Genomic DNA, 25,383 nt, shown 5'->3' on the forward strand with positions numbered 1-25,383 from the left:
AGTGCGTCACTTGCCCATGACAAGGCTCATCGCCTCGGCGCGGGTCGCGGGGTTGCGCAGTTGACCGCGGACGGCCGAGGTGATCGTGCGCGCGCCCGGCTTGCGGATGCCACGCATCGACATGCACAGGTGCTCGGCTTCGATGACGACGATGACGCCCTGCGCGTCGAGGTGGTCGACGAGCGCGTCGGCGATCTGTGTCGTCAGCCGCTCCTGAACCTGCGGGCGCTTCGCAAACACGTCGACGAGCCGCGCGAGCTTGCTCAGCCCCGTCACCCGGCCGGACGTGGACGGGATGTACCCGACGTGCGCGACGCCGTGAAACGGCACGAGGTGATGCTCGCACGTCGAGTAGACCTCGATGTCACGCACGAGGATGAGCTCTTCGTGGTCGACGTCGAACGTCTTGACGAGCACGTCCTCGGGGTTCTGTCGCAGGCCCGCGAAGATCTCCGCGTAGGCGCGTGCCACGCGGGCGGGCGTCTCGACGAGCCCCTCGCGGTCGGGGTTCTCCCCGACCGCGAGCAGGATCTCGCGGACGGCCGATTCGAGGCGCGCGAGGTCGACCTCGGCGCCGGCCACGTCGTGCGTCTCAGCCACGGCGCTCAGTCACCCAGGCCGGGCCCGACATCGCTGGGGCCCTGCAGGCCAGGGCCGGCCGGCGGCTGGGGCGGGTAGAGGCTGATCTCGCCGTCGGGACGCTCGTCGGCGTGCGGGTTCTTGCCGAGGTCGATGGCGCGCTGTTCGGCGGGCGTCATGACCGGGCCGCGTGTGCTGACGTGGCGCTGTTCGCTCGAGAGCCACACCTCACGCACCGGCTCCTTGCGCACGGCGGAGAAGATCTCAGCCAGGCGCGGCGCGTCGAGGGTCTCCTTCTCGAGCAGTTCGAGCACGAGGGCGTCGAGGATGTCGCGGTTGTTGTTGAGCGCGCGCCAGGCCTCGTCGTGTGCGGCCTCGATGAGCTTGCGGACCTCGACGTCGACCATCGCGGCGACCTGCTCGGAGTACTCGCGGTTGTTGCCGCCCATGTCGCGGCCGAGGAAGACCTCGCCGCCGGAGTTGCCGAGGTGCACGGCGCCGACGTTCTCGCTCATGCCGAACTGCGTCACCATCTTGCGGGCGATGTCGGTGGCCTTCTCGATGTCGTTGCTCGCACCGGTGCTCGGGTCGTGGAACACCATCTCCTCGGCGACACGGCCGCCGAGGGCGTACGCGAGCTGGTCGAGCAGTTCGTTGCGCGTCGTCGAGTACTTGTCGTCGGTCGGCAGCACCATCGTGTAGCCCAGCGCGCGCCCGCGCGGCAGGATCGTGATCTTGCTGACCGGGTCGGTGTTGTTCATCGCCGCGGCGACGAGGGCGTGGCCACCCTCGTGGTACGCGGTGACCTTGCGCTCCTTCGCGCTCATCGGGCGCGACTTCTTCTGCGGGCCCGCCATGACGCGGTCGATCGCCTCGTCGAGGGCCTCGTTCGTGATGATCGTGCCGTTGGTGCGCGCGGTGAGCAGCGCAGCCTCGTTGAGCACGTTCTCGAGCTCGGCACCGGAGAAGCCCGGTGTGCGGCGCGCGACCGACATGAGGTCGACGTCCTTCGCCATCGGCTTGCCCTGGGCGTGCACCTGCAGGATGTGGTGGCGGCCGCCCATGTCGGGCGCCTCCACCGCGATCTGACGGTCGAAACGGCCGGGACGCAGCAGCGCCGGATCGAGGATGTCGGGGCGGTTGGTCGCCGCGATCAGGATGACGCGCGTGCGGTCGTCGAAGCCGTCCATCTCGACAAGAAGCTGGTTGAGCGTCTGCTCACGCTCGTCGTGGCCTCCGCCCAGGCCGGCGCCGCGGTGGCGGCCGACGGCGTCGATCTCGTCGACGAAGATGATGGCGGGGCTGTTCTCCTTGGCCTGCGCGAACAGGTCACGCACACGGCTCGCACCAACACCGACGAACATCTCGACGAAGTCGGAACCCGAGATCGTGTAGAACGGCACGTTCGCCTCGCCGGCGACGGCGCGCGCGAGCAGCGTCTTGCCCGTGCCGGGCGGGCCGTACAGCAGCACGCCCTTGGGGATCTTGGCGCCGATCTTCTCGTACTTCTCGGGGTCGGCGAGGAAGTCCTTGATCTCCTTGAGTTCCTCGACTGCCTCGTCGGCGCCCGCGACGTCGCTGAACTTCGTCGTCGGCATGTCCTTGCTGTGCAGCTTCGCCTTCGACTTGCCGAACTGCATGACCTTCGAACCGCCGCCCTGGGCCTGGCTCATGAGGAACCAGAACAGACCGACGAGCAGCAGGATCGGCAGGATGTTCATCAGCAGGGTGACGAAGATGCCCTGACGCTGCGGGTCGTCCGTGTATCCCTTAGGGGGCGTGTGCGCGCTCAGGGAGTCGACGACCTGCTTGCCGCGCGCGTCGACGTAGTCGGCCTCGACGCGCTTGACGTCCTTGAGCTTGCCGATGTCCTGCTTGTCCTTCAGCGTCAGACTGACGCTGTCGGGCGTGACCTTCGCACTCTCGACCTTTTCGGCGTTGATGAGGGAAATGGCCTGCGAGGTGTCGATGCGCGAATACCCGCCGATGTTGCTGAACATGTAGAACAGCAGCGCCACGGCGAGCGCGAGGACCACGTACAGGCCCGGCGTGCGCATGATTTTCTTAGCGTTCATCTGTTTGCGGGGCGAGCCCCGACCCTCTCATCGAAGAAGTGCCAGTCAACAAACCGCCAACGCGCGGCGCGGCGGCGATGTTCCCGCTCCCTGCGCGCGACCACAGCGGATTCGTCTCGATAGGACAGTGTGGCCCACTGAACGCGCCGCTGCGCCGCGGGTTCGCGCACAGCGCAACCGTGCCTCGTCCGGCGCGGCCGGTGGCGATGCTGGCGTCAGCGCCGCGAGGACGCTCGATCAGGAGTACACGTGCGGCGCGAGCGTGCCGATGTCGCGCAGGTTGCGGAACTTCTCGTCGAAGTCGAGCCCGTAGCCGACGACGAAGGAGTTGGGGATGTCGAATCCGACGTACTTGCAGTCGATCTCGACCTTCGCAGCCTCCGGCTTGCGCAGCAGCGTGCAGATCTCGACCGACGCGGGGTTGCGCGACTCGAGGTTGCTGCGGATCCAGCTCAGCGTCAGGCCGGAGTCGATGATGTCCTCCACGATGAGGACGTGGCGGCCGGAGATGTCGGCGTCGAGATCCTTCAGGATGCGCACGACGCCGGAGCTCTTCGTCCCCGAGCCGTAGGAACTGACGGCCATCCAGTCCATCGGCACCGAGCCCGGCAGCGCTCGCATGAGGTCGGCCATGACGAGGATCGCGCCCTTGAGCACGCCGACGAGCAGCACGTCCTTGCCCTCGTAGTCACGCCAGATCTGCGCAGCGAGCTCTTCGAGCTTCGCGTGAATCTGTGCCTCGGTGAACAACACGTTCTCGAGGTCGTTTCCCATCTGGGAAGAGTCCATCACCGGCTCCTCGTCATCTCTGCCGGTCTTGCCGGCGCTCGCCACCGCGCGTGCTCGCGGGCGGCCGTCCACGTCATTCTCCCTTGCGGCGTGGGCTGATGGTCATCTCGCCCCCGACGCGTCGCACCTCAACGCTACCCGGGACGTCGATCGGCCCCTGCCCCGACCAGGCGACGAGCAGCCGTTCGACGTCGAACAGGTGCCCGCTCGACAGTTCGGCGTCGCGGGCGCCGTGCAGGACGAGCAGCCGGCGCAGCGCACGGATGCGCAGCGCAGGGTCGAGCCCGACCAGCGCTACGACACTCCACGTCGCGGGCCAGGCTCGGGCGTCGTCGGTGCCCGCGGAGCGCGCGAGCGCCTCGTCGGTGAGGCGGTCGAGCAGGTCGGCGTCGCGGCCGGCTGCGGCCGCGGTGCGGAACAGGCTGCGGCGCAGCGTCGGTGCCGCGAGTTCACGTTCGAGTGCCGCGAGGGTGTGGCGCGCGCGCACCCGGCTGAAGGCCGGGTCGTCGTTGTGCGGGTCGTGCCACGGTTCGAGGCCGAGCGCTTCGCAGGCGAGCTCGGTGTCGACGCGCCGCACCGGCCCACCTGGCACGATCTCGGGGCCGAGCAGGAACGGTCGCAGCTGGCGCGCACGGTCGGCGCGCATGCCGGCGAGCGCTCGCGTGCCGCTGCCGCGCATGAGGCCGAGCAGCACCTGTTCGGCCTGGTCGTCGGCCGTGTGCGCGAGTACGGCGCGCGCCGCGCCCACTGCGTCCGCGACGTCGAACAGCGCTCGACGACGGGCCGCGCGGGCGGCCGCTTCGAGCCCTTCCGGCGCGTCGGCGTCGACGGTGACGGCGACGGTGCGCACGTCGTCGTCCGCGAAGCCGAGCTGGTCGACGCAGGCGCGGCGCGCGCGTTCGGCGACGTCCGCCGAGCCCGCTTGCAGCCCGTGGTCGACGATGACGACGTCGACCGCGACGCCCTGCTTCGGCGCCTCGAACGCGAGGGCCGCGGCGAGCGCCATGGAGTCGGCTCCCCCGCTGACGCCGGCGACGACGCGCCGCTCACCCGCGGCATCACTCGAGAACGTGCGCTGCAGCGCGGTGCGGACGGCGAGGCGCGTCAGAGCGACGCTGGGGTGCGGGCCACTCATCGGAACAGCGACCCGTGGATGCGTTCGACCCACAGCTGAGGGCGCTGGATCTCGGCGGGCGTCGGCAGGTTCTCGGGGGCGGCCCAGACGGCGTTGAAACCGTCGATTCCCACCTTTTCCTGTACGCCGCGCACGAATGCTGCGCCGTCACGGTACTGGCGCATCTTGGCCTCGAGGCCCATGAGGCGTCGCAGCAGCTTGTCGATGTTGCCGAGACCGGCGCGGCGGTCGCCGAAGCGGGCGCGGATCGTCTCGACGCTCGGCACGATCTGCGGGCCCACGTCGTCCATGACGACGTCGGCGTGGCCTTCGAGCAGGGACATGACGGCGGCGAGGTCGGCCATGCGCGCGCGTTGTTCGGGGGTGGCGAAGATGTCGCTCAGCCCCATCGAGCCCTCCTTGAACGCCTCGGGCACACGTTTGGCGATCTCGCCGACGCGCGTCGCCATCTCCTCGGGCGTCGGCGCCATGTCGACCAGCAGGTCTCGGGCGGCGCTGACGACGTGCTCGCGTAGCCAGGGCACGGCGGTGAACTGCACGCGGTGCGCCTCTTCGTGCAGGCACACCCAGAGGCGGAAGTCGTGCGGGTCGACGTCGAGTTCGCGTTCGACCTGGACGATGTTGGGCGCCACGAGCAGGAGCGACGGCGTACCGCCGGGTGCGATGTCGTACTGACCGAGCACCTTGCTCGACATGAACGCCATGAGCCCGCCGACCTCTCCCCCGCTCACCTTGGCGGTGATAGCGCGCGCGACCGGCCCGGCGGCGCGTTTGGCGGTGATCTTGTCGACGACGGGCGCGATCATCCCGTCGAGGGAGGCGATGTTGACGTCGACCCACGCGCTGCGGTCGACGACGCGCACCGCGCCGATGTCGTCGGGCGTGACGAGCTGCGCCGTCTGCGCGACGGGATCGTGGGCGCGGCAGGCGGCGTCACGCAGTTCGGCGACGGCGTCGCTCGCTTCGGCGGCACTGAGGCGCGGGCCGCCGCGATGCAGTTTCTTGCCCGTCGTCGCGGCGAAACGCCAGTCGATGTAGCTCGGTTCACCCATGCTGCTCACGCTACCGCGCGGCGCCGACAGCCCCTTGACGGTCGCGAATCGCCCGGCGTCGAGTCCGAGAGCCCACGACGGGGCGGCACGCTCAGACCTCCGTCGTCTTGACGGGGCGGGCGCCGAGTTCGGCGTCGAGACGCAGCAGGCCGGGGCCGTCGCCGTCGATGAACTTCAGGCGTCCGATGATCTGCGAGACGGTGGCTTCTTCCTCGATCTGCTCGGACAGGAACCAGTTGAGCAGCGGGCGCGAGTCGAGGTCGTCGTTGTTCTCGGATTCGCGGAAGAGGTCGCGGATCGCCTGCGACACCTTCTGCTCGTGCGCGAGCGCGAACTCGAACGCCTGCAGCGCGCTCGTCACCTCGAGCTCGGCGGCGGCGATGTTGCCGATGCGAGCGTGGTTGCCGCGGTCGCCCAGGTGATCGATGAGCTTGTTCGCGTGGACGATCTCCTCGTCGGCCTGATGACGCAGCCACGCGGCCATGCCCGGCAGGTCCATCTCGTCGAGCGCGATCGCGAGCTGGCGATAGACCATCGACGCCTCGAACTCGCGTGTCACCTGGTGGTTGAAGGCCTTCTCGAGAGCATCAGTCATCTTCATGACGCCCAGGCTAATCGCGGCCGTCATGTCGGTCACGGAAAGAGAGGCTTTCCTCATCTCGGCGATGCGGTTCGTCGCCTCCACGTGCGCGACAGCGTCGCGGACCGGACGCGGGTGCCCCAGCGCCGACCACCCCTGCTCACGCCTCGGAGGATTCGATGCGCCCGGCACGGACGGCTGAGCTCACCCGTTCCGGTCCGCTTCCCTGCCGAGCTGCTCGAAGAGGTCAAGAGCGCCGCGCAAGCCGACGATCGGTCGGTCTCGGCTTGGATCCGGCGAGCCGTCGAGCATGAACTGCGCCGTAGCGCCTGAGCGGTGCGTCCGTTCTGGCAGCCTGAATTCACGGTCAGCATGAGCGGCGACGCGACAGCCGGCGATTCGACAACGCATGCTGCCGAGCGTCAACACATGCTGAGTTCAGGGCAGCTTCGTCAACTCGGCGACGAGGTGGTCGACGGCCGTCTTGGCGCCGATGGCGCCGTCGGAGAACGTGCCGTTCGTCGTCACGGCGAACACGAGCGGGGGGCCGTTCTTCGTCGTCGCCAGGCCCGCGAGCGACGACGCGTCAGGCAACGACCCGGTCTTCGCCCGCACGAGACCGGCGCCGTCCTGCGACTCGGCGCGCATGTATCGATCGTGCAGGGTGCCGTTCCACGCCGAGACTGGCAACCGCTCGATGACGCGCGCATACGTCGCATCCTTGCCCGTCGATGCGCGCGTCAGCACGTCGCCGAGCACCCGCACCGGCAGCGTCGTGCCCGACGACAAACCGCTCGTGTCGACGAGCTTCACGCCGCTGACGTCGACGCCCTCACGCTCGAGCACCGACGTCACCCACGTGCCCGCCGCGGCCGAATCGCCGTGCACCCCGTCGAGCGCCGCAGCCTGACGGGCGAGGGACTCAACCATCGAGTTGTCCGAATCCTGCAAGGCGAGCCCGAGCAGGTCGAGCACCGGCGCCGACGTCACCGACCCGAGCTGCTGCCCCGCCACCGGCGTCGTCACGTTCTTGCCGTACGTCGCCGTGATACCGCGCTTGCCGAGTTCCTTGACGAATGCCTGCGCGGCGTCCTTCGTCGGGTCGGCGACGGCCGGGGTGCGGTTGTCGGCGCGCTCGGAGGCGAGCGCCAACGTCGTGATGCGCGCCGTGAAACCGTAGTCGAACAGCGCGTCCTCCCACCCCTTCGCCTTGTTCGGCCCGGGCGCGTATGAGGTGTTCGTGTCGACGGTGACCTTCGTGATGCCCTGCTTCTTGAGCGCCGCCGCGCTCTGCGCCGCGAGGTCGCCGAGGCCGGCGCGACCGGCGACCTTCGTCGCATCGCCCGCCCCCTCGGCGAGGGTCATGTCACCGCCGGCGACGAGCTCGACGGTGCTGCCCTCGAGCGTCGCCCGCGTCGTCAGCCCCTTGTCGAGGTCGAGTTCGCTATGGGCGATCGCGAACGCACTCGCGAGCTTCGTCACCGACGCCGGCGTCGTCGCCTTGCTCGAATCGTGTTCGTAGAGAACGGTTCCCGTCGACGCATCGCGTACCGTCACCGCCGTCGGCGAACCGAACCACGGGTTCTTAAGCGACGCCTCGACCGACTTCTTCACCTCGTTCGCGCTCGGCGCGGCCCCGACGCTCGCCGATGGCAACGGCGCCGACGCGGCCTTCTGCGACGGCTCATACGTCTTGCCCTCGACCGTCACGGCCTTGGGGGTGTCCGTCGGCGCGAGCGTCAGGACGCCCGGCACCACGTCGTAGGCATCGAGGGCGCCGTACCCCGCGAGCGCCGCCACGAGCGCACCGCTGACGGCCCACGTCCGCTTCTTCATCGGGGCACCACCTTCATCGCGTCCTGCTGCCGCGCCATCGCACGTCGATGACGAGTTTTTCATCCGCGCCCCGGTACGGAACACTAAGGAACGACCATTACACCAGCTATCCGGAGGGCACGAACCATGGAGTTCGACGTCACCATCGAGATCCCGCGCGGCACACGCAACAAGTACGAGGTCGACCACGAGACGGGCCGCATCCGCCTCGACCGCATCCTGTTCACCGCGATGCACTACCCGGCCGACTACGGCTACATCGAGGACACCCTCGGTGAGGACGGCGACCCGCTGGATGCGCTGCTGCTCATCGACGAGCCGACGTTCCCCGGCTGCGTCGTGCGCGCCCGCGCCATCGGTGTCTTCCGCATGGTCGACGAGGCCGGCGGCGACGACAAGATCCTGTGCATCCCCGCGGGCGACCCGCGTCAGGATCACGTGACGGACATCAAGGACGTCTCCGACTTCACGCTCAAGGAGATGTCGCACTTCTTCGAGACGTACAAGGCGCTCGAGCCGGGCAAGTCCGTCGAAGAGGGCTCGCACTGGGTCGACGCCGCGGCCGCGCAGAAGACCGTCGAGGAAGCGCTCGAGCGCGCCAAGGCCGAGGGCATGACGACGGCGCGCTGGGCGATGCCGGGCCACGACGCCCACGAGACCGAGCGCTCCATCGACAAGGCACCCGGCGACTCCCAGGCCGAGAAGCCGACGAAGTGACCCGCCCCTGAGCGTCACGCTCAGCGACGCCGCAGCCCCCGTCCGAGTTCGGACGGGGGCTGCGGCGCGTTCTGGCTGTTGGGTGGGGTTGACGATGCGAGATGAGATCCGACGTGGTTTCGGCAGCGTCAACCAACCTGCGCGAATGTGGACGTAGATCGCCGATGTGGACGTAGATGGCGAAGGTGGACGCCGTTCGCCGATGTGGACATGAATCGCAGGGGCGCAGGCGGGTCTGCGCCCCTGCGGGGGCACGAGAGTGCTGCATCACCGGAACGCCTTCAATTGCTGCTGCGGCGGTCAATACCCCGTCTATCGTTGGCACATGAACCAGGGGACGAGGAACCACGGCATGCGGAAGGCCGCGACAGTGCTCGCGGTGGCCATGACGTTGAGCGCGGCGGCATGCTCATCGAACGACGACGGATCGAAGAGCGGCGGGTCGTCAGGCGCCGGGTCGTCCAACGCGTCAGGGTCCAGCGGTTCTCAGGGCGCCTCGGGCGCGTCGTCGGCGCAACCCAGCTCGTCGAACGCGCCGGGTCTCGCGGCCGGCAAGAGCATCGACATCGGTGGTTCGGGCGACATCCTCGTCCACGTGCCTGTGCGCGACGACGCCGCGCACAATGCGGCGGCGAGGGGCGCGAAGGGCTACGACTTCGACCCGATGTTCGCCAACGTCACCAAGCCGATCAGCGCGCTCGATCTCGCGATCTGCCACATGGAGACGCCGCTGTCGACGACGAACACGAACCTTTCCATCCCCGCGACGCTCAGCTTCAACGTCCCGCACGAGGTCGCCGGATCGTTGAAGCGTGCCGGGTTCGACGGCTGCGACCGCGTCGGCAACCACGTCATCGACCGCGGCATCCAGGGCGTCGGCGAGACGAAGAAATCGCTCGACGAAGCGGGCCTGAAGAACCAGGGCCCGACGCCGACGCCGAGCACCGGCCAGAGCGCCGTGATGTACGACGTCAAGAGCGTCAAGGTCGCGCAGCTCGCGTACTCGTACACGACCGGCAACGCGGCCGCATCGAACACGCACGTGCCGGCGCAGTGGCCGTGGCTCAAGTACTGGCAGTTCCCCGTCGTCACCGCCGAGGGCATCCTGGCCGACGCGAAGAAGGCGAAGGCTGCGGGCGCCGACGTCGTCGTCATCAGCATGCACTGGGGCGAGGAGTACAGCATCCCGGCCTCCACCGAGCAACGCGCACTCGCAGCGAAACTGCTCGCGAGCGACGACGTCGACACGATCCTCGGCACGCATGTCCACGTGCCGCAGTCGTGCGAGAAGATCAACGGCAAGTACGTCGTCTACGGCATGGGCAACTTCCTGAGCAACCAGGGTCCGAGCGTCAATTCGAGCCTCAAACCGTCGACGCAGGACGGCATGATCGTCGACGTGAAGCTGACGAAGGGTGACGACGGCAAGGTGACGCAGCAGCTCACCTACCAGCCGACGCACGTCAACCTCACCGGGCACGTCATCGAACTCGCGACGCCGATGAAGAACGCCGACGCCTACGGCCGTGTCAAGGCTGCGATGACGCAGCTCGGCAGCAAGTGCGACGCCACCCCCGCGAGCTGACTCGACGTGTCGCCCAGCTGAGCGAGCGCTCCACTCTCACTTGTAGAGGTTGAGCCCCCCGGCGTCCATGTGCACGGTGAGGTGGTCGTCGAGGACGGGGCGCAGTTCCGAGGTCGGCGCGGAGTACAACTCGAGCGAGTCGACGATCACCCCGTCGGGGCTGTTGACGACGATCCCCGGAACGCAGGTGTAGATGTTGTCGTGATCGCTCGCGTTGCTCGCGTCGATGCGGACACTCGTGCCGGCGCCGTTGTCGATCGACATGGACACCTGGTAGCGGCGAAACGACCCCGTGCCGTTCGATTGCGCCGAGTACACGACGGGCAGCACCGCCACGACCTTCGGGTTGAGACGGATCTCGATCGTCTCACTCGCCATCGGCGCAGGCGGGCTCTGCTTCTTGCGCCCGAACAGTCCCCCACCGGTGTGTGCCGTCCGTGCTCGTCCGACGTCGCCGAGATGCGTGACGGCGCCGTCCGAGGAGCGCTGCGTGGCCTGGGGCTCCTCCTTGGTCCCGAACGTCGCGACCGTCTCGTCGTGCCCGTCGGCGTAGCGCACGAGAGCGAAGACGTCGTAGTCGGTGGCGGCCGGCCACTCGATGCGAGCCGTGATGACGGGCGACTTCTCGATCGAGACACGCTGCCCCTTCGTCAGGCTGATCGCCCCCGTGCGCTTGCCGAGATCGACCGGGCCGCTCGACGACGGCATCGGCGCAGCGGCAGGCGGCGCAGCAACAGGAGGCGCAGCCGCAGGAGGCGCAGCCGCAGGAGGCGTGGCGGGGAGCGGTCCAGCTGTCGGGGCGGCGGCGAGGGGCGTCTGAGGCGTGTCGTTCTCGACGCTCACGCCGTGCTCGCGCAGGAGCGCGGGCAGCCCGCCGTCCCATCCTGCGGAGACGTTGCGCACCTTCCACGCGCCACCTCGCAGGTAGATCTCGACGAGCACCGCCGCGCGCTCGCTCGTGAATCCGGTTGCGGTGACGGCGTATTGCTCACCGTGCGCGTCGATCGTGACGGCGAGCTGCGGGGACGAGGCGAGCGAGCCCGGCGCCGCGTCATCCATCGCGACGGCGACGGCGAGACGTTCGATCTGCGGCGGGAGTGCGGACAGGTCGACGGTGATGTCACCACCATCGAGACGCACCGCGCCCTCGGGTGAGCGGGGCTGGTTGTAGAAGACGAAGTCGTCGTCGGTGCGCACGACCCCGTCTGCGGTCAGTTGCAGCATCATGAGGTCGACCGTGCCCGGCTGGGTGCCGACGACCGTGATGGCGAGGCCGGTGCCGCCGAGGGGCGCGTTGGCCCCCTTGCTCAACTCGTTCATTCCGCCACCCTGGCACAGGCTCGCGACCGCGGAGGGGCTTACGCGCGGGTAGCACCTCGGTGTTCGTCCGCCCCGGCGCGCTCGGTGCGGCGGCGGGAGACGCCTGCGCGCAGGTGCGCGTAGTCGTCGTCGGCGAGGACGACGTCGTGGGTGCGGCGGCGGTAGTGCCACATCATCGCCAGGCCCAGCGCCCACACGAGGTACTGCACGCTCATCGCCTTGCGGAATGCCTCGACGTCGTATGTTGCCGGGCCGCCGGGGGCGACGTGGTCGAGCACGAGACCGATGAGGACGATGCACGTCACGGACGCGACGTAGCCGCCGACGTTGACGATGCCGTTGGCGCTGCCGATGCGTGCGGCGGGGTTGAACGAGCGGGCGACGTCGAAGCCGACCATCGAGCCCGGTCCGCCGAACGCCATTGCGATGCACAGGAGCACCAGCAACCACAACGGTGCACGGCCGGGCCACAGCAGCACGATCGTCCACAGCGTGATGACGGTGAGAACGACGGCGAACACGGCGACCGACCGTCGATGCGGGAAGCGTGCGGTGAACGTACCCATGATCGGACTCGTGACGATGATCGTCAGCACCATGATGCTGAGCAGCGCGCTGGCGGCACCCTCGGACAGGCCCTGCCCCTTCGTCAGGAACGGGAAACCCCACAGCAGCATGAACACGTTCATCGAGAACTGCGCGGTGAAGTGCGCCCACAGGCCGAACTTCGTGCCGGGCTCGCGCCACACCTGCGCGAGTGTCTGCCCGACGGCGCGCAGGCGGATCGAGTCGCGGCGCTCGTCGTGCGTCGGCGAGTCGATGACGACGAACCACATGACGACGCCGAGGACGACGCCGAACGCCGCCGCGCCGAGGTACGTCGTGCGCCACCCGAGGCTGTGCAGGCTGACGGCGAGTGGCCCTGCCGCGAGGAGCGAGCCGAGCTGGCCGGCGAACCCGGTGATCTGCGTGACCATCGGCGCGCGTCGCACCGGAAACCACAAGGCCGCGATGCGCAGGACGCACACGAAGATCATCGCGTCGCCCATGCCGACGAGGACGCGCGCGCCGATGCCCTGCGCGAACGTCGACGCGAACGCGAACCACGCCTGCCCGAGCGTCATCGTCAGCGTTCCGGCGGCCAGCAGCTTCTTCGAACCGAACTGGTCGAGCATCGCGCCGACGGGCACCTGCATCGCCGCGTAGACGAGCAGCTGCACCATCGCGAACGTCGCGAGCTGTCCGGACGAGATACCGAAACGCTGCGCCGCGAGGATGCCGGCGACCCCGAGCGAGGTGCGGTGGAACACGGCGAGGACGTAGACGCTCACCGCCGCGGTCCAGATCGCCCAGGCGCGTCGCCCACCGAGCGGGGCGACAAGTTTCGAGGTGGGCGTGTCAACGGGCGCGGCGGTGTGGGACGTCATGGTGACGCCAGTTTAGTTCGGTTCTCGATGTTGCTCGCCGAGGCTTCCACGCATGCGAGCGACCCCGCCGCAGCCACGACGCTCTGAGCAGGTCCGGACGGCAACGCTTTTCGCGCCCCTCCCACCTCGCACCGTCGGCACGGCTGGACCCGCTGCGTGAACATCGCCAACTGCTGTCGGTGCCCGCCTCTACTCTGACGAATGTGACGAACGAGCAGCACCCCACTCCCGCGACCACCGACTCGGCGACCACCGACTCAGCCACCACCGACTCGACGAGCGGCGCCGAGGCCGTCGAGACGCCCGCGCAGCGTCGCGCCGCCATGGTCGCGGTGACGGTGCTGCCGATCGTCGTCGTCATCGCCGGGTTGTGGGGGTACAACAGCCCGTCAACGTTCACGTCACACGCGTCGTGGGTGCCGTACCTGCTCGGCGTCGTCATGTTCACGATGGGGCTGACGTTGACGCCGCGCGATTTCGCCGCCGTCCTGCGCCGCCCGTGGGCCGTGCTCATCGGGCTGGCCGCGCACTACGTCATCATGCCGGGAGCGGGCTGGATCATCGCGCACGCACTCAACCTCTCCCCCGAGCTCGCCGTCGGGCTCATCCTCGTCGGCTGCGCGCCGAGCGGGACGGCGTCGAACGTCATGACGTTCCTGTCGAAGGGAGACGTCGCCCTCGGCGTCTCCGTCGCGACGGTCTCGACGCTCGTCGCACCCATCGTCACACCCCTGCTGACGGCGTTCCTCGCCGGGTCGTACCTGCACGTCGATGCGGGGTCGATGATGGTCGACATCGTCAAGACGGTGCTCGTGCCGATCGTGCTCGGCGTCGTCGTCAGGCTCGTCATCCGCGACGAGGGCGTACGCGCCATCGCGCCCGCGCTGCCGTGGATCAGCGCGTTCGTCATCGCGTGGATCGTCGCGATCGTCGTGGCCGGCAGCGCCGGAAAGCTCGCGAAGGTCGGCGGCATCGTCTTCCTCGCCGTCGTGCTGCACAACGGTTTCGGGCTGCTGCTCGGCTACATCGCGGCCCGGTTCGCCGGGCTCGACGTGAAGGCGCGCCGCGCGCTCGCGTTCGAGGTCGGCATGCAGAACTCCGGCCTCGCCGCGACGCTGGCCAAGGTGCACTTCTCGCCGCTGGCCGCCCTGCCGTCGGCGGTGTTCTCGGTGTGGCACAACGTCTCGGGCGCCATCCTCGCGGCGTGGTTCGCGCGCCAGCCGGTCGGCGAACGCGAGCCGTCCCAGGGCTGACACCGTCGGCCCGCGGGCGCGCCGGGCAGGTGCGCCCGGCCGTCTCCGTTCGTGCGTGCAAGCGCGCTACCACGGAGTCCGGCCGCCGTCAGGAGTGGTCGTGCCCCAACGTCTTCGCGGCTTTGTCGGCGCGGCTCTTCACGCGGGCGAGCAGCCCGACGACACCCGCCTCGAGGCAGGCATTGATGAAGACGAGGAACTGGTTGAAGTAGGCGTTGAGCAGGTTGACGCCGCCGAGCATGAGCAAAAGCGCCGCGATGCCCCAGCGGGCGCCGTCGGCGAGGCTGCTGCTGCCGTCACCGAGTCGTTTCACCGCTCGCCAGGCGAAGAACGCGGCGACGGTGCCGATGAGCGCGGCGACGCTCGCGGCCGTCCACGCGACCTTGCCCGGGTGGTCGCCGAGGAGACTGTTGTGGCCGCTGACGGCGTCCGGGCCGTAGGCCTGCCACAGCGAGTAGACGAACACGCCCGGACCGGCGAAGACACCGACGACAGCGAGCACGCCCAGCGCGAGACGGCTCAGCTTGCGCTGACGGCTCGGCGGCAGCAGCCGCTCCTCGACCGCGTCGAGACGCTCCATCATCCGCCCGACGCGACGCTCGTCATCGGGGACGGCCTGGCTTCGCGCCACGTCGAGAGCCTGCGCCAGCCCCTCGGCGATGGCGCGCTCCTGCCCCGTCGGCTCGTCGCGCCTGACGGCGTCGAGGTGACCCTCGATCGTCTCGACCTGGCTGCGCGTGAGCGGCCCGTCAGCCGCCGGTTTCATGAGTTCGAGCGCGGCGTAGAGGTGATTGCGAGCGTGGGGCGGCCGTTGCGAGCCCACCCGCATCGCGGCCACCCCGAGCGCCGCGAGAATCGCGTAGCACAGGGGCGCGGCGAGAGGGAAGAAGTAGTCGTTGTCCTTCGTGATGAACTTGCCGATCTCGTCGACGAACAACCCGACGCCGATGCCACCCGCGATCGAGGCGAACGCCGTCGCCCACCGATTGGCCAGGGACAGCACGACCGTCAACGCGATCATGAGCAGCAACCCGCCCCACACGGCGTGTGCGATGTGGAAGATCTCGCCGCCAACCTGCGGGTAACCCGTCGCGAGCAGGTAGCCGCGCGTCACGAGGATCGTGATGACGGCGGCGACACTCATCCAGCCGACAGCGGTGCCCGCGCCCGCCTTCGTCACAGGGCTACGCGTCGGTTTCGTCGGCGGACTGGGCATGCCTTCACTCTGTCACGCGCGATCTCGCGGTGAAGCGTGACCCCTGAACCGCCGATACTGACGGCCGGCCGCCGCCGCAGCGTCGACTCGTGACACTTGTCATGGCGCGGTCGTGACGTCCGCCCGAGGCCCGCTCCGCCCACCGCGACGAGGCTGGAGGCATGAACAACGCAGCCATCACCCTCACCGGCGTGACGAAGACCTTCCCCGGCAAGCACGGGCGCGTCGAGGCCGTCCGTGGGGTCGACCTCGAGATCGCGCCCGGCGAGGTCGTCGCGTTCCTCGGCCCCAACGGCGCGGGCAAGACGACGACGATCGACATGATCCTCGGCCTGAGCGAACCGACGACGGGCAACGTCACCGTCTTCGGCATGACGCCGCACGCGGCCGTCGCGCGTGGCCTCGTCGCCGCCGTCATGCAGACCGGCGGACTGCTCAAGGATCTGACGGTGCGCGAGAGCGTCGAGTACGTCGCCGCCTTGTTCCCCGACGCCCGGCCCGTCGACGACGTCCTCGCCACCGCCGGCATCACCGACCTCGCCGACCGGCGCCTCGGCAAGTGCTCCGGGGGCGAACAGCAGCGCGTGCGGTTCGCGATGGCGCTCGTGCCCGACCCCGCGCTCATCGTGCTCGACGAACCGACGACAGGCATGGACGTCAACGCCCGCCGGGCCTTCTGGGAGGCCATCCATGCCGACGCCGCGCGCGGCCGAACGATCCTGTTCGCCACCCACTACCTCGAGGAGGCCGACGCGTGGGCCGACCGCGTCGTCGTCATGCGGGACGGCGAGATCGTCGCCGACGGCTCGAGCAGCGACATCCGCGCAGCGGGCGGTGGCCGACGCGTGAGCGCGACCTGGCCCGACGCGGACATCGCCCTCGTCGAGGCGATCGAGGGCGTCTCGGGCGTCGACGTCCACGGCGACCAGATCGTCGTCCACACGAGTGACAGCGACGCCGTCGCACGCGAACTCCTCACGCGCACAACGGCGCACAGCCTCGACATCACCTCGCGCGGCATCGAGGACGCCTTCGTCGAGCTGACCTCGCCGTCCGAAGCGGGCGCCACCGTGTCCCGCTGACGGCCTTTCCCCCTCACCCCTTCGGGTTCTCACCCTCTCTCGCGCTTCCTCACTTCACCTCTCGCTCCCCATCCCGACCACGTCGGCACCCTGTTCTCTGCGTGCAGATGCACCCGGGTGCATTTGCACGCAGAGGACGAGCGCCCCTCTCGAAAGCAGGTCTGCCATGTCCACCACGACGAGCACCTTCACCCCGCGTCTCGACGGCGCGCCCCTCGACCCGTCGGAGCGTCGAGCGCCGCGAGGCAGCGGCCTCAACGCCCGCGTCATGGGCCTGGAGCTGAGGCGGGTGCTGCGCAACAGGCGCAGCTTGATCTTCACGCTCATCTTCCCCATCGCGATGTTCGTCTTCGTCGCGAGTTCGATCTCCGAGGGCGATCAGGTGATCGGCAACGGTGTGGTCGCGAACGTCAACGCTTATCTCATGGTGAACATGGCGCTGTACGGCGCGATCATGGCGGCCACCAGCGCCGGCGCGAGCGTCTCGATCGAGCGCGCGGCGGGGTGGTCCCGGCAGTTGCGCCTGACGCCTCTGCAACCGGTCGCGTACATCGTCATAAAGATGATCGCCGCGATCGTCATGGCGCTCATCGCCGTCAGCGTGACGTTCGCGGCCGGTCTCGGTTCGGGCAAGGCGCACGCCGACGTGCTGTCGTGGCTCGAGGCGGGCGCCGTCATCGTCGCGGGTTCGCTCGTGTTCGCGGCGCTCGGGTTGCTGCTCGGATACCTGCTGCCGAGTGATTCCGTCATGCAGATGCTCGGTGGGCTCATGGCCATCATGTCGATGCTCGGCGGCATCTTCTTCCCGATCAAGGACGGCTCGACGTTCGATCACTTCGCCCAGTTCACGCCGATGTACGGCATCGGCAAGCTCGCCCAGTGGCCGCTGTCGCTCACGACGTCGGGCGGTCACGGCAGCTTCCACCTCGTGTGGGCGCTCAACCTCGTCGCGTGGGGCCTGCTGTTCATCGGTGGCGCCGCCTGGAGCTTCCGTCGCGACACGGCGCGCGTGTGAGCAACGCGTACCCCGACGCCCGGTGCCGGATCGAGACTCTGCCGGCCAGCACGGCGGCGTGCACGATCCGCCACCAGGCCCGTGCGACCCGGATAGGTTGGGCCACGTGAGCCCGCGACGACCCGCCCTGGCCTGGCCTCGAGAGCAGGCCCGCACCCGCAACGTCGGCGCCCGGCGCGCGCGCACCCGCGGCATGCTCGCCTGGTTCTGGGTCGTGTTCTGGCTGATCTTCCTCGTGCAACCCGTCACGGAGAACATCGCCGACGGCGGCCGCCGCACCGCCGGCGCCCTGCTGCTGCTTGCGGGCGCGGCCGTCTATGTCCCCGTCATCGCGGCGACGATGCGTCGGCTCTGGAGCGGCACCCCGCGCACCCGCTCGACGCAGGCCGTCGTCGCGACGTCGGCGCTCGTCGTCGCCGCCTGCATGCTGAGCGCAGCGCCCCTCATCGGCCAGGACGCCTTCGCACTGTTGCCGTATTCGCTCGTCATCTTCATGCTCGGGATGACGCCGCTGCTCGGCGCGGCGCTCGCGCTCAGCGTCGTCACGGCGACGGCGTCGCTCAGCCACGCGCTCACCGGTTCGTCGCTGCAGCCGGGCCTGCTGTTCGCGGCCGTGGCGTCGGGGCTGGCCTCCGGGCTCGGCGCGTTCTCGGCCGAACGCACACGCGACGCGGAAGCGGCCCGCGAGGATGCAGCGCTGCTGCGCGTGCAGGACGAGCGCAACCGGATGGCGCGCGATCTGCACGACATCCTCGGTCATTCGCTCACCGTCATCACGATGAAGGCGGAGCTCGCGGGCAAGCTCGTCGACGTCGATCCCGAGAAGGCGAAGACGCAGATCGCGGAGCTCGAGCAGCTGGCGCGCGGGGCATTGGCCGACGTGCGCACGACCGTCTCGGGGTATCGCGAGATGTCGCTGTCGGGCGAACTCGCCCGGGCGAGAAGGGCATTCGCCGACGCCGGTATCGCCGTCGACCTGCCCCGCCACGTCGACGACGTCTCCCCCGACCTGCGTGAACTGTTCGCCTGGGCCGTGCGCGAGGCGACGACGAACGTCATCCGCCACGCGGGCGCCTCGCACGTGACGATCGCTCTCTCCCCGACGCGTCTGAGTGTGCGCGACGACGGTCGTGGCGCTGCTGCGAACGCCGGCGACGGTAACGGGCTCACGGGTCTGCGCGAACGCGCCGCGGCCGTCGGTGCCGTCGTCGAGACGCGCAGCGACGACGGGTTCACGCTGGACGTGTTGACGCGTGATGCGCCGGCCTCGGGCACCGACGACGGCGCAGCTGCCGAGCGACGGGGCGTCGAGTGAGGCGCGCCTACGCAGGTGGATTCGCCCTGCGGGGAACGACGACGAAAGGCCGACCATGACGATCCGACTTCTCATCGCTGACGATCAGGCGATGGTGCGTGGCGCGCTCGCGGCACTGCTCGATCTGGAGAGCGACCTCGAGGTCGTCGCCGAGGTCGGGCGGGGTGACGAGGTGCTCGACGCGTGCCGCGAGCACGCGCCGGACGTCGTCCTCATGGACGTCGAGATGCCCGGCATGGACGGCCTCGAGGCGAGCGCCGCGCTGCGTCAGGCGCTGCCCGCGGTGAAGATCCTCATCGTCACGACGTTCGGTCGGCCCGGCTTCCTGCGGCGCGCGATGCAGGCGGGGGTGCAGGGGTTCGTCGTCAAGGACACCCCGGCGACGCAACTCGCCGACGCCGTGCGCCGCGTCCACGCGGGCCTGCGTGTCGTCGACCCGCAGCTCGCCGCCGACAGTCTCGTGTTCGGCGAATCACCGCTGACGGCACGCGAACTCGACGTCCTGCGCGCCGCCGCAGCCGGCGGCACCGTGGCCGATATCGCCCGCGCCGTGTTCCTGTCGGAGGGCACGGTGCGCAACCACCTGTCGTCAGCCATCGGCAAGACGAGCGGACGCACCCGCGCCGATGCCGTGCGCATCGCGCAGGAGAACGGGTGGCTGTGAACGTGACCCACTTCACACGTACCACGCAGTAACCGGGCTCGCATTTGGCAATGTCGTCCCATGACGACCACCGCCTCCAACCTCTCCCCCACCGAGGCCTACCGCGCCGCGCGCGACTCACTCCTCGAGCTGCGCGGACGCCATGACGACGCTGTGGCGACGTTCACGTGGCCCGATGTCGGCGACCGCTTCAACTGGGCGATCGACTGGTTCGACACCGTCGCGCGCGGCAACCACCGCACAGCCATCGTCATCGTCGAGGAGGACAGTTCGTCGCTCGAAGTGACGTACGACGAGATGGCGCGCCGCTCCGACGCCGTCGCCACGTGGCTCGCAGAGCAGGGCGTGAGGCGCGGTGACCCTGTCGTCCTCATGCTCGGCAACCAGATCGAACTGTGGGATCTCATGCTCGCCGTCATGAAGCTCGGCGCGATCATCATGCCGACGACGACGGCCGTCGGGCCCGCCGATCTGCGCGACCGCATCGCGCGCGGCGGGGTGCGGCACGTCGTCGCCAACGCGGGCGACGTCGACAAGTTCTCGGGCGTGCCGGGCGAGTACACGCGGCTCAGCGTCGGCGCGGCGGACGGGTGGTCCGACCTGCACGGGGCGTATCGCCGCGTCGGCGACGTCCCGCCCACCGAGCACCCGGGCACCGCGCCGGGCGATCCGCTGCTGTACTACTTCACCTCCGGCACGACGAGTCGCCCCAAGCTCGTCGAGCACACGCAGGCCTCCTACCCGATCGGTCACCTGTCGACGATGTACTGGCTCGGTCTGCGCCCCGGTGACGTCCATCTCAACATCTCGAGCCCGGGATGGGCGAAGCACGCATGGTCGTGCTTCTTCGCGCCGTGGATCGCCGAGGCGACGATCTTCGTCTACAACTACACGCGCTTCTCCCCCGCCGCCCTGCTGCAGCAACTGCGCGCCCGCGAGGTGACCACGTTCTGTGCGCCGCCGACGGTGTGGCGCATGCTCATCAACGCCGACCTGACCGGTGGGCGCGGCGCGCTGCGCGAACTGATCGGCGCGGGTGAACCGCTCAATCCGGAGGTCATCACGCAGATCGAACGGGCGTGGGGCCTGACGATCCGCGACGGCTACGGCCAGACGGAGATGACGGCCGCCGTCGGCAACACGCCCGGCTCGGCGGTGAAGCCCGGGTCGATGGGACGCCCGCTGCCGGGCGTGCCCGTCGTCATCGTCGATCCGCTGAGCGGCGAACGGCTCGACGGCGCCGGTGAGGGCGAGATCTGCCTCGACCTCGCCGCCCACCCCCTGCCACTCATGACGGGTTACCTCGGCGACGAGGCCCGCAACACCGACGCGATGGCGGGCGGTTTCTACCACACGGGCGACGTCGCCGCGATCGACGACGAGGGGTACATCAGCTACATCGGGCGCACCGACGACGTGTTCAAGGCGAGCGACTACAAGATCAGCCCGTTCGAGCTGGAGTCGGTGCTCATCGAGCACCCTGCCGTCGCCGAAGCGGCGATCGTGCCCGCCCCCGACGCCGTGCGACTCGCCGTCCCGAAGGCGTATCTCGTTCTCGTCGAAGGCAGTTCGCCGGATGCGGCGACTGCCGAGAGCATCTTCGCCTTCGCCCGCGAGCGACTCGCGCCCTGGCAGCGTGTGCGCCGACTCGAGTTCGCCGAGCTGCCCAAGACGATCTCGGGCAAGATCCGCCGCGTCGAACTCCGCGGTCGTGAGAACGACCTCGCCCGCAACGACGTGCGCCCCGACGGCGAGTTCCGCGACGACGACTTCGAGCACTGACCTGCGACGGCCGACGTGGCGCTCGCCGCTGTACCGGTGCTTCTCGTGGGCGGGCTGGATCGCCGGCCGGCCCGGGCACGCGAAAGGCCCCCGAATCTTCGGGGGCCTTTCTTCGGAGCCGCTTGTCGGAATCGAACCGACGACCTTCTCATTACGAGTGAGACGCTCTGGCCGACTGAGCTAAAGCGGCAACCGCTGATCGGATATCTCCGGCAGCGAGGCAAAACTTTACACGAGCGGCGCGGGGGGCGCCAATCCCGCCCGCTCGCTGCCCCAGGGGGCACCAACCCCAGCAGCCGCGGCGCCTCCCCATGGTTGGGCGCCTACGGCGGCTCGGTGCGCCCGGCGTAGGACGCGCCGTCAGCCCGATTCAGCAGGTGGTCTTCTTCGCAGGATCGGAGCCGTCGACGAGGTAGTGGTCGACGGCATTGTCGACGCACTGGGAGCCGCGCCCGTAGGCGGTGTGGCCGTCACCGTCGTAGCTGATGAAACGGCTGTTCTGCAGTTCACCGGCGAGGCGTTCGCTCCACTCGTACGGCGTCGCGGGGTCACGGGTCGTGCCGAGGACGACGATCGGCGCCGACCCGGCCGCCTTCACCTCGTGCGGTCTGCCCGTGGTCTTGACCGGCCAGTCGGCGCACACCGCGCCGGCCCACGCCATCTGCCTGCCCCACGTCGGCGCCTTCTTCGAGAACGCCTCCGCGTCCTTCTCGTACTCGGCCACGCCGCCGGTCGGCGCGGGCCGATCGAGGCACGTCACGGCGTTGAGCACCTGCATCATGTTGCTCTGGTACGTGCCGTCGTCGTTGCGCTCGGCGTAGCTCTTGCCCGCGTTGAGCAGCTGCGTGCCGTCACCACCGAGTGCGCTGCGCAGCGCCTGCGTCAGCTCACCCCACTTCGCCTGGTCGTAGAGCGACGCGGCGATTCCGTTGATCGCCCAGCCCTCCGTCAGGGTGCTGAGCCGCTTGTCGCCGCTCGCCTTGATGGGTTTGGCGTCGAGGCCGGCGAGCCAGGTCTGCAGCTTCTTCTTCGCGGACGCGGCGTCGGACCCGAGCGGGCACTTGCCGCCCGAGACGCAATCGGCGAGGTAGGCGTCGAGCGCCTTCTCGAAGCCGGTCGCCTGCCCCTCGTTGATCTGCTGCATCGTCAGATCGGGCGGCAGGACGCCGTCGAGCACCATGCGCCCGACGTTCTTCGCGAACAGGTCGGCGTACGTCGCGCCGAGCATCGTGCCGTACGACTTGCCGAGGAAGTTCAACTTCTGCTCGCCGAGAGCCGCGCGCAGGACGTCCATGTCCTTCGCGACCTCCTCGGTGCTGACGTGGCCGAGCAGCGGGCCGGCGTTCTTCTTGCACGCGTCGGCGAGCTTCTTGTCGCCGGCCAGCAGCGCGTTCTGCTCGCTCTTGTCGTCGGGTGAGGGGTCGGAACCCATGAACTGATCGAGCGTCGCGTCGTCGACGCACGTGATCGCGGCCGAACGCTGCACACCGCGCGGGTCGAACCCGACAATGTCGTAGCTGTCGCGCACCGACCTGCTGACGATCTGGTCGGCCGCCGCGGCATAGTCGACGCCCGAGCCACCGGGGCCGCCGGGGTTGACGACGAGTGAGCCTTTCTTCGTCCCTGTCGCCTTCATGCGGTTGACGGCGACCTCGATGCTCGGGCCGCTCGGCTTCGCGTAGTCGATGGGCACGCGCAGCTTCGCGCACTCGCCATCGTCGCAGCTCTTCCAGTCGAGCTGCTGCGTGTAGAACGCACTGAGCGGACCGGTCGCGGCCGTTCCCGCGGCCGACGAGGCGGACGCAGCGCCGCCGCCCGATGGGTCCGACGACGCCGACGAGGTGGGAGACGACGTGCTGCACCCACCGACGGCGAGCATCGACGCAGCCGCGAGCGCGGCCACCTGCGTCAGGCGCGAGCGCGCGATGTGCTTCACGGGGCGACTCCTATCCGGCTGCCTCATGAGGGCAGTTCGAGCGAGATGCACATGGCTTCGAGGGCCAGCAGCGGGGGGACGTTGGCGGCGATGCGCTCACGCGCGGTGCTGATGGCGTCGAGCGCGAGCAGCAGCCCTTCGGGGGTGAACGCGCGCGCGAGCCGGCCGACGTCGTCGACGATGTCGGCGTTCACGAGCGGCACCGGATCGCCCCAGCGCACCACGAGCGCGTCGCGATATATCGAGGCGAGATCGACGAGGGCGCGGTCGATGACGTCACGACCGAAACGCGTCGCCCGCGTCTTCTGCTCCTTCTCGAGCTGGTTGATCGCCGAGCGCACGTGCGGCGGCTGCGTGCGCGCGCTCGGGTCGGCGCCGAGCTGCTCCATCAGCTTGGCCTTCTCGGCGGCGTTGCGCTCCCCCGACGATGCGCCCGACTCGTCCTCGGCGATCGAGGCGAGATCAGCTGCCGCCTTCATGGCGTCGCCGAGCCCGCGGATACGCAGCGCGAGCAGGATCGTCTCGCGCCGCCGGATGCGCGCCCCCTCGTCACGCGCCAGGCGCCGCGCGATGCCGATGTGCGACTGCGCCGCGCGTGCCGCGTACGCCGCCATGGCGGGGTCGACGCCGTCGCGGCGCACGAGCAGTTCGGCGACGTCGTCGGGCGGCGGGATGCGCAGGCGGACGTGGCGTGAACGGCTGCGGATCGTCACGATGACGTCCTCGACGCTCGGCGCGCACAGCAGCCACACGGTGCGCGGGACGGGTTCTTCGAGCGCCTTGAGCAGCGCGTCGGCGGCGCGTTCGGTGAGACGGTCGGCGTCCTCGATGACGATGACGCGCCAGCGCCCGACCGTCGGCGACGACTGCGCCTGCAACGCCAGATCGCGCGCTTCGCGCACCTGGATCGTGAGGCCGCTCGTCGAGACGATCTGCACGTCGGCGTGGGAGCCGTCGATCGTCGTCCGGCACTCGCGACACTCCCCGCACCCGCCCTGCGGGCACTCGAGCGCGGCAGCGAACGAGCGAGCCGCGTTGGAACGGCCCGAGCCGGGCGGGCCGGTGATGAGCCACGCATGCGTCATGCGACGGGCGTCGCCGACGGCCTCGCTCAACGTGCGCACCGCCTCCTGTTGACCGACGAGATCACGCCATACGCCCTCGCCGACGCCCGGCACCCGGCGGGTCGTCGCGACGTCACTCATGAGGGGCCGCCTGATGCGCGCGTCGTGCCGCTCTCGAGGAGCTGTTCGAGTCGTGTGCGGACGGCGGCGGTGAGGTCGTCGCGCGAGCGACCCGCGTCGAGGACGAGGTAGCGCGCCTCGTCGCGCGCGGCGAGGCAGAGGAAGTGCTCGCGCACGCGGGTGTGGAAGTCGTCGGCCTCACGTTCGAGCCTGTCTTCGGCACCGCGCGCGCCGCGACGTTCGCGCGCGACCTCGGGCGAGACGTCGATGAGCACCGTGACGTCCGGCGTCAGCCCGCGCGTCGCCCAGCGTGAGATGGACTCGACGTCGTCGGCGGCCAGCGCACGACCGGCGCCCTGGTAGGCGATCGAGGAGTCGATGTAGCGATCCTGCAGCACTACCGCACCGCGCGCGAGGGCCGGTCGCACGAGCGTCTCGACGTGGTGCGCCCGATCGGCGGCGTAGAGCAGGGCCTCGGCGCGCGACGCGACGTCGTCGCCATGGAGCAGGAGCCGCCTGATCTCCACGCCCAGCGGGGTACCGCCCGGTTCACGCGTGATGACGACCTCACGGCCCAGTTCACGCAGCCACGCAGCGGCACGCTCGATCTGCGTCGTCTTGCCCGCGCCGTCACCACCTTCGAACGTGACGAACAGCCCGTGCGCGGCCACGTCGGCCGCGACCTCGTCGCCGGCTGCGGTGCTGACACTTGGTGCGCCCTTGGTGTTGGCGTCGACATCTGCGACGGCGTCGGTCGTGGCGTCGCTGATGACGTCACTCGAGGCGCGCAGCGTTTCGACGTCGAGGCGCAGGTCGTCGGGCATGGCGCTCACCCTACCCA

General features: G+C 69.5%; 22 protein-coding genes and 1 tRNA gene. 9 read left to right on the forward strand and 14 right to left on the reverse strand.

Annotation, left to right across the window (positions count from 1 at the left end):
• Positions 1–6: 6 nt before the first annotated feature.
• The 6 genes from folE to J4Z35_RS00260 form a co-directional block, all read right to left on the reverse strand.
• Positions 7–600 (reverse strand): GTP cyclohydrolase I FolE, encoded by a 594-nt coding sequence (folE, locus tag J4Z35_RS00235; protein WP_208065241.1) that lies wholly within the window; start codon positions 598–600, stop codon positions 7–9.
• A gap of 5 nt (positions 601–605) precedes the next feature.
• Positions 606–2,654 carry an ATP-dependent zinc metalloprotease FtsH gene (gene ftsH, locus J4Z35_RS00240; RefSeq protein WP_136788507.1) on the reverse strand — a complete coding sequence of 683 codons (2,049 nt, stop codon included), beginning with the start codon at positions 2,652–2,654 and terminating at the stop codon, positions 606–608.
• Between the two features lie 237 nt (positions 2,655–2,891).
• Positions 2,892–3,443: a hypoxanthine phosphoribosyltransferase gene (gene hpt, locus J4Z35_RS00245; RefSeq protein WP_038571717.1), complete on the reverse strand. Its 552-nt coding sequence runs from the start codon at positions 3,441–3,443 to the stop codon at positions 2,892–2,894.
• A gap of 73 nt (positions 3,444–3,516) precedes the next feature.
• The gene (tilS, locus tag J4Z35_RS00250; RefSeq protein ID WP_208065242.1) at positions 3,517–4,578 is read right to left on the reverse strand and encodes a tRNA lysidine(34) synthetase TilS; all 1,062 of its coding nucleotides are present in this window, start codon (positions 4,576–4,578) and stop codon (positions 3,517–3,519) included.
• Positions 4,575–5,630 (reverse strand): zinc-dependent metalloprotease, encoded by a 1,056-nt coding sequence (locus J4Z35_RS00255; protein ID WP_208065243.1) that lies wholly within the window; start codon positions 5,628–5,630, stop codon positions 4,575–4,577. Before J4Z35_RS00255 ends, tilS begins: the two co-directional genes overlap by 4 nt.
• Before the next feature lie 91 nt (positions 5,631–5,721).
• Entirely contained in the window at positions 5,722–6,231 is a 510-nt protein-coding gene (locus tag J4Z35_RS00260) for a ferritin (protein WP_208065244.1), read from the reverse strand.
• 114 nt (positions 6,232–6,345) lie between these two features.
• On the opposite strand from J4Z35_RS00260, the gene J4Z35_RS14655 reads away from it, so the two are divergent.
• The gene (locus J4Z35_RS14655) at positions 6,346–6,543 is read left to right on the forward strand and encodes a YlcI/YnfO family protein (RefSeq protein ID WP_347813530.1); all 198 of its coding nucleotides are present in this window, start codon (positions 6,346–6,348) and stop codon (positions 6,541–6,543) included.
• A gap of 105 nt (positions 6,544–6,648) precedes the next feature.
• Here the strand turns inward: J4Z35_RS14655 and J4Z35_RS00265 are convergent, their stop codons facing one another.
• Positions 6,649–8,046, reverse strand: a complete 1,398-nt coding sequence (locus J4Z35_RS00265; RefSeq protein ID WP_208065245.1) for a D-alanyl-D-alanine carboxypeptidase — start codon at positions 8,044–8,046, stop codon at positions 6,649–6,651.
• Positions 8,047–8,172: 126 nt separating this feature from the next.
• On the opposite strand from J4Z35_RS00265, the gene J4Z35_RS00270 reads away from it, so the two are divergent.
• Together J4Z35_RS00270 and J4Z35_RS00275 are read left to right on the forward strand one after the other, a co-directional pair.
• Entirely contained in the window at positions 8,173–8,763 is a 591-nt protein-coding gene (locus J4Z35_RS00270; RefSeq protein ID WP_006943947.1) for an inorganic diphosphatase, read from the forward strand.
• A 325-nt stretch (positions 8,764–9,088) separates the two neighbouring features.
• Positions 9,089–10,348, forward strand: a complete 1,260-nt coding sequence (locus J4Z35_RS00275) for a CapA family protein (RefSeq protein ID WP_208065246.1) — start codon at positions 9,089–9,091, stop codon at positions 10,346–10,348.
• 36 nt (positions 10,349–10,384) lie between these two features.
• On the opposite strand, the gene J4Z35_RS00280 is transcribed toward J4Z35_RS00275, so the two are convergent.
• Both J4Z35_RS00280 and J4Z35_RS00285 read right to left on the reverse strand, forming a co-directional pair.
• Positions 10,385–11,668 carry a TerD family protein gene (locus J4Z35_RS00280; RefSeq protein ID WP_208065247.1) on the reverse strand — a complete coding sequence of 428 codons (1,284 nt, stop codon included), beginning with the start codon at positions 11,666–11,668 and terminating at the stop codon, positions 10,385–10,387.
• 38 nt (positions 11,669–11,706) lie between these two features.
• Positions 11,707–13,095, reverse strand: a complete 1,389-nt coding sequence (locus J4Z35_RS00285) for an MFS transporter (RefSeq protein ID WP_208065248.1) — start codon at positions 13,093–13,095, stop codon at positions 11,707–11,709.
• A gap of 323 nt (positions 13,096–13,418) precedes the next feature.
• Between J4Z35_RS00285 and J4Z35_RS00290 the strand changes: the two genes are divergently transcribed.
• On the forward strand, positions 13,419–14,348 hold the full coding sequence (locus J4Z35_RS00290) for a bile acid:sodium symporter family protein (RefSeq protein WP_243754736.1): 930 nt from the start codon (positions 13,419–13,421) through the stop codon (positions 14,346–14,348).
• Between the two features lie 88 nt (positions 14,349–14,436).
• On the opposite strand, the gene J4Z35_RS00295 is transcribed toward J4Z35_RS00290, so the two are convergent.
• Positions 14,437–15,564 (reverse strand): hypothetical protein, encoded by a 1,128-nt coding sequence (locus J4Z35_RS00295; RefSeq protein ID WP_208065250.1) that lies wholly within the window; start codon positions 15,562–15,564, stop codon positions 14,437–14,439.
• A gap of 161 nt (positions 15,565–15,725) precedes the next feature.
• On the opposite strand from J4Z35_RS00295, the gene J4Z35_RS00300 reads away from it, so the two are divergent.
• From J4Z35_RS00300 to J4Z35_RS00320, 5 genes are all read left to right on the forward strand, one after another.
• Positions 15,726–16,646 carry an ABC transporter ATP-binding protein gene (locus J4Z35_RS00300; RefSeq protein ID WP_131941705.1) on the forward strand — a complete coding sequence of 307 codons (921 nt, stop codon included), beginning with the start codon at positions 15,726–15,728 and terminating at the stop codon, positions 16,644–16,646.
• Between the two features lie 166 nt (positions 16,647–16,812).
• Positions 16,813–17,661 carry an ABC transporter permease gene (locus tag J4Z35_RS00305; protein WP_131941707.1) on the forward strand — a complete coding sequence of 283 codons (849 nt, stop codon included), beginning with the start codon at positions 16,813–16,815 and terminating at the stop codon, positions 17,659–17,661.
• A gap of 106 nt (positions 17,662–17,767) precedes the next feature.
• A complete protein-coding gene (locus tag J4Z35_RS14785) occupies positions 17,768–18,976 on the forward strand; it encodes a sensor histidine kinase (protein ID WP_200829302.1) in 1,209 nt (402 codons plus the stop codon).
• Between the two features lie 55 nt (positions 18,977–19,031).
• A complete protein-coding gene (locus J4Z35_RS00315; RefSeq protein WP_062256035.1) occupies positions 19,032–19,640 on the forward strand; it encodes a response regulator transcription factor in 609 nt (202 codons plus the stop codon).
• 60 nt (positions 19,641–19,700) lie between these two features.
• Positions 19,701–21,422 (forward strand): AMP-binding protein, encoded by a 1,722-nt coding sequence (locus J4Z35_RS00320; protein WP_115296947.1) that lies wholly within the window; start codon positions 19,701–19,703, stop codon positions 21,420–21,422.
• 116 nt (positions 21,423–21,538) lie between these two features.
• Here J4Z35_RS00320 and J4Z35_RS00325 read toward each other — a convergent pair.
• The 4 genes from J4Z35_RS00325 to tmk form a co-directional block, all read right to left on the reverse strand.
• A tRNA-Thr gene (locus J4Z35_RS00325) sits at positions 21,539–21,612 on the reverse strand.
• 180 nt (positions 21,613–21,792) lie between these two features.
• Positions 21,793–23,358, reverse strand: coding sequence for an alpha/beta hydrolase (locus J4Z35_RS00330; RefSeq protein ID WP_083603862.1), 1,566 nt, complete (start codon positions 23,356–23,358; stop codon positions 21,793–21,795).
• Between the two features lie 23 nt (positions 23,359–23,381).
• Complete coding sequence (locus tag J4Z35_RS00335; RefSeq protein WP_074040169.1) at positions 23,382–24,563, reverse strand: DNA polymerase III subunit delta'; 1,182 nt, start codon at positions 24,561–24,563, stop codon at positions 23,382–23,384.
• On the reverse strand, positions 24,560–25,366 hold the full coding sequence (gene tmk, locus J4Z35_RS00340) for a dTMP kinase (RefSeq protein WP_074040167.1): 807 nt from the start codon (positions 25,364–25,366) through the stop codon (positions 24,560–24,562). The genes J4Z35_RS00335 and tmk overlap by 4 nt, the downstream gene beginning before the upstream one ends.
• Positions 25,367–25,383 lie beyond the last annotated feature (17 nt).

The organism is Dermacoccus sp. NHGro5, assembly GCF_017565385.1.
Classification (GTDB): Bacteria; Actinomycetota; Actinomycetes; order Actinomycetales; family Dermatophilaceae; genus Dermacoccus; species Dermacoccus nishinomiyaensis.

What these genes read in the sequence shown, in the direction of transcription:
- J4Z35_RS00305 (WP_131941707.1), top strand. Translation starts at nt 16,813, where the DNA reads ATGTCCACCACGACGAGCACCTTCACCCCGCGTCTCGACGGCGCGCCC.
- J4Z35_RS00265 (WP_208065245.1), bottom strand. Translation starts at nt 8,046, where the DNA reads ATGAAGAAGCGGACGTGGGCCGTCAGCGGTGCGCTCGTGGCGGCGCTC.
- J4Z35_RS00260 (WP_208065244.1), bottom strand. Translation starts at nt 6,231, where the DNA reads ATGAAGATGACTGATGCTCTCGAGAAGGCCTTCAACCACCAGGTGACA.
- ftsH (WP_136788507.1), bottom strand. Translation starts at nt 2,654, where the DNA reads ATGAACGCTAAGAAAATCATGCGCACGCCGGGCCTGTACGTGGTCCTC.
- J4Z35_RS00275 (WP_208065246.1), top strand. Translation starts at nt 9,089, where the DNA reads ATGAACCAGGGGACGAGGAACCACGGCATGCGGAAGGCCGCGACAGTG.
- J4Z35_RS00335 (WP_074040169.1), bottom strand. Translation starts at nt 24,563, where the DNA reads ATGAGTGACGTCGCGACGACCCGCCGGGTGCCGGGCGTCGGCGAGGGC.
- J4Z35_RS00280 (WP_208065247.1), bottom strand. Translation starts at nt 11,668, where the DNA reads ATGAACGAGTTGAGCAAGGGGGCCAACGCGCCCCTCGGCGGCACCGGC.
- J4Z35_RS00290 (WP_243754736.1), top strand. Translation starts at nt 13,419, where the DNA reads ATGGTCGCGGTGACGGTGCTGCCGATCGTCGTCGTCATCGCCGGGTTG.
- J4Z35_RS00255 (WP_208065243.1), bottom strand. Translation starts at nt 5,630, where the DNA reads ATGGGTGAACCGAGCTACATCGACTGGCGTTTCGCCGCGACGACGGGC.
- J4Z35_RS00270 (WP_006943947.1), top strand. Translation starts at nt 8,173, where the DNA reads ATGGAGTTCGACGTCACCATCGAGATCCCGCGCGGCACACGCAACAAG.
- tilS (WP_208065242.1), bottom strand. Translation starts at nt 4,578, where the DNA reads ATGAGTGGCCCGCACCCCAGCGTCGCTCTGACGCGCCTCGCCGTCCGC.
- hpt (WP_038571717.1), bottom strand. Translation starts at nt 3,443, where the DNA reads ATGGACTCTTCCCAGATGGGAAACGACCTCGAGAACGTGTTGTTCACC.
- tmk (WP_074040167.1), bottom strand. Translation starts at nt 25,366, where the DNA reads ATGCCCGACGACCTGCGCCTCGACGTCGAAACGCTGCGCGCCTCGAGT.
- J4Z35_RS00300 (WP_131941705.1), top strand. Translation starts at nt 15,726, where the DNA reads ATGAACAACGCAGCCATCACCCTCACCGGCGTGACGAAGACCTTCCCC.
- J4Z35_RS00285 (WP_208065248.1), bottom strand. Translation starts at nt 13,095, where the DNA reads ATGACGTCCCACACCGCCGCGCCCGTTGACACGCCCACCTCGAAACTT.
- J4Z35_RS00320 (WP_115296947.1), top strand. Translation starts at nt 19,701, where the DNA reads ATGACGACCACCGCCTCCAACCTCTCCCCCACCGAGGCCTACCGCGCC.
- J4Z35_RS00315 (WP_062256035.1), top strand. Translation starts at nt 19,032, where the DNA reads ATGACGATCCGACTTCTCATCGCTGACGATCAGGCGATGGTGCGTGGC.
- J4Z35_RS00295 (WP_208065250.1), bottom strand. Translation starts at nt 15,564, where the DNA reads ATGCCCAGTCCGCCGACGAAACCGACGCGTAGCCCTGTGACGAAGGCG.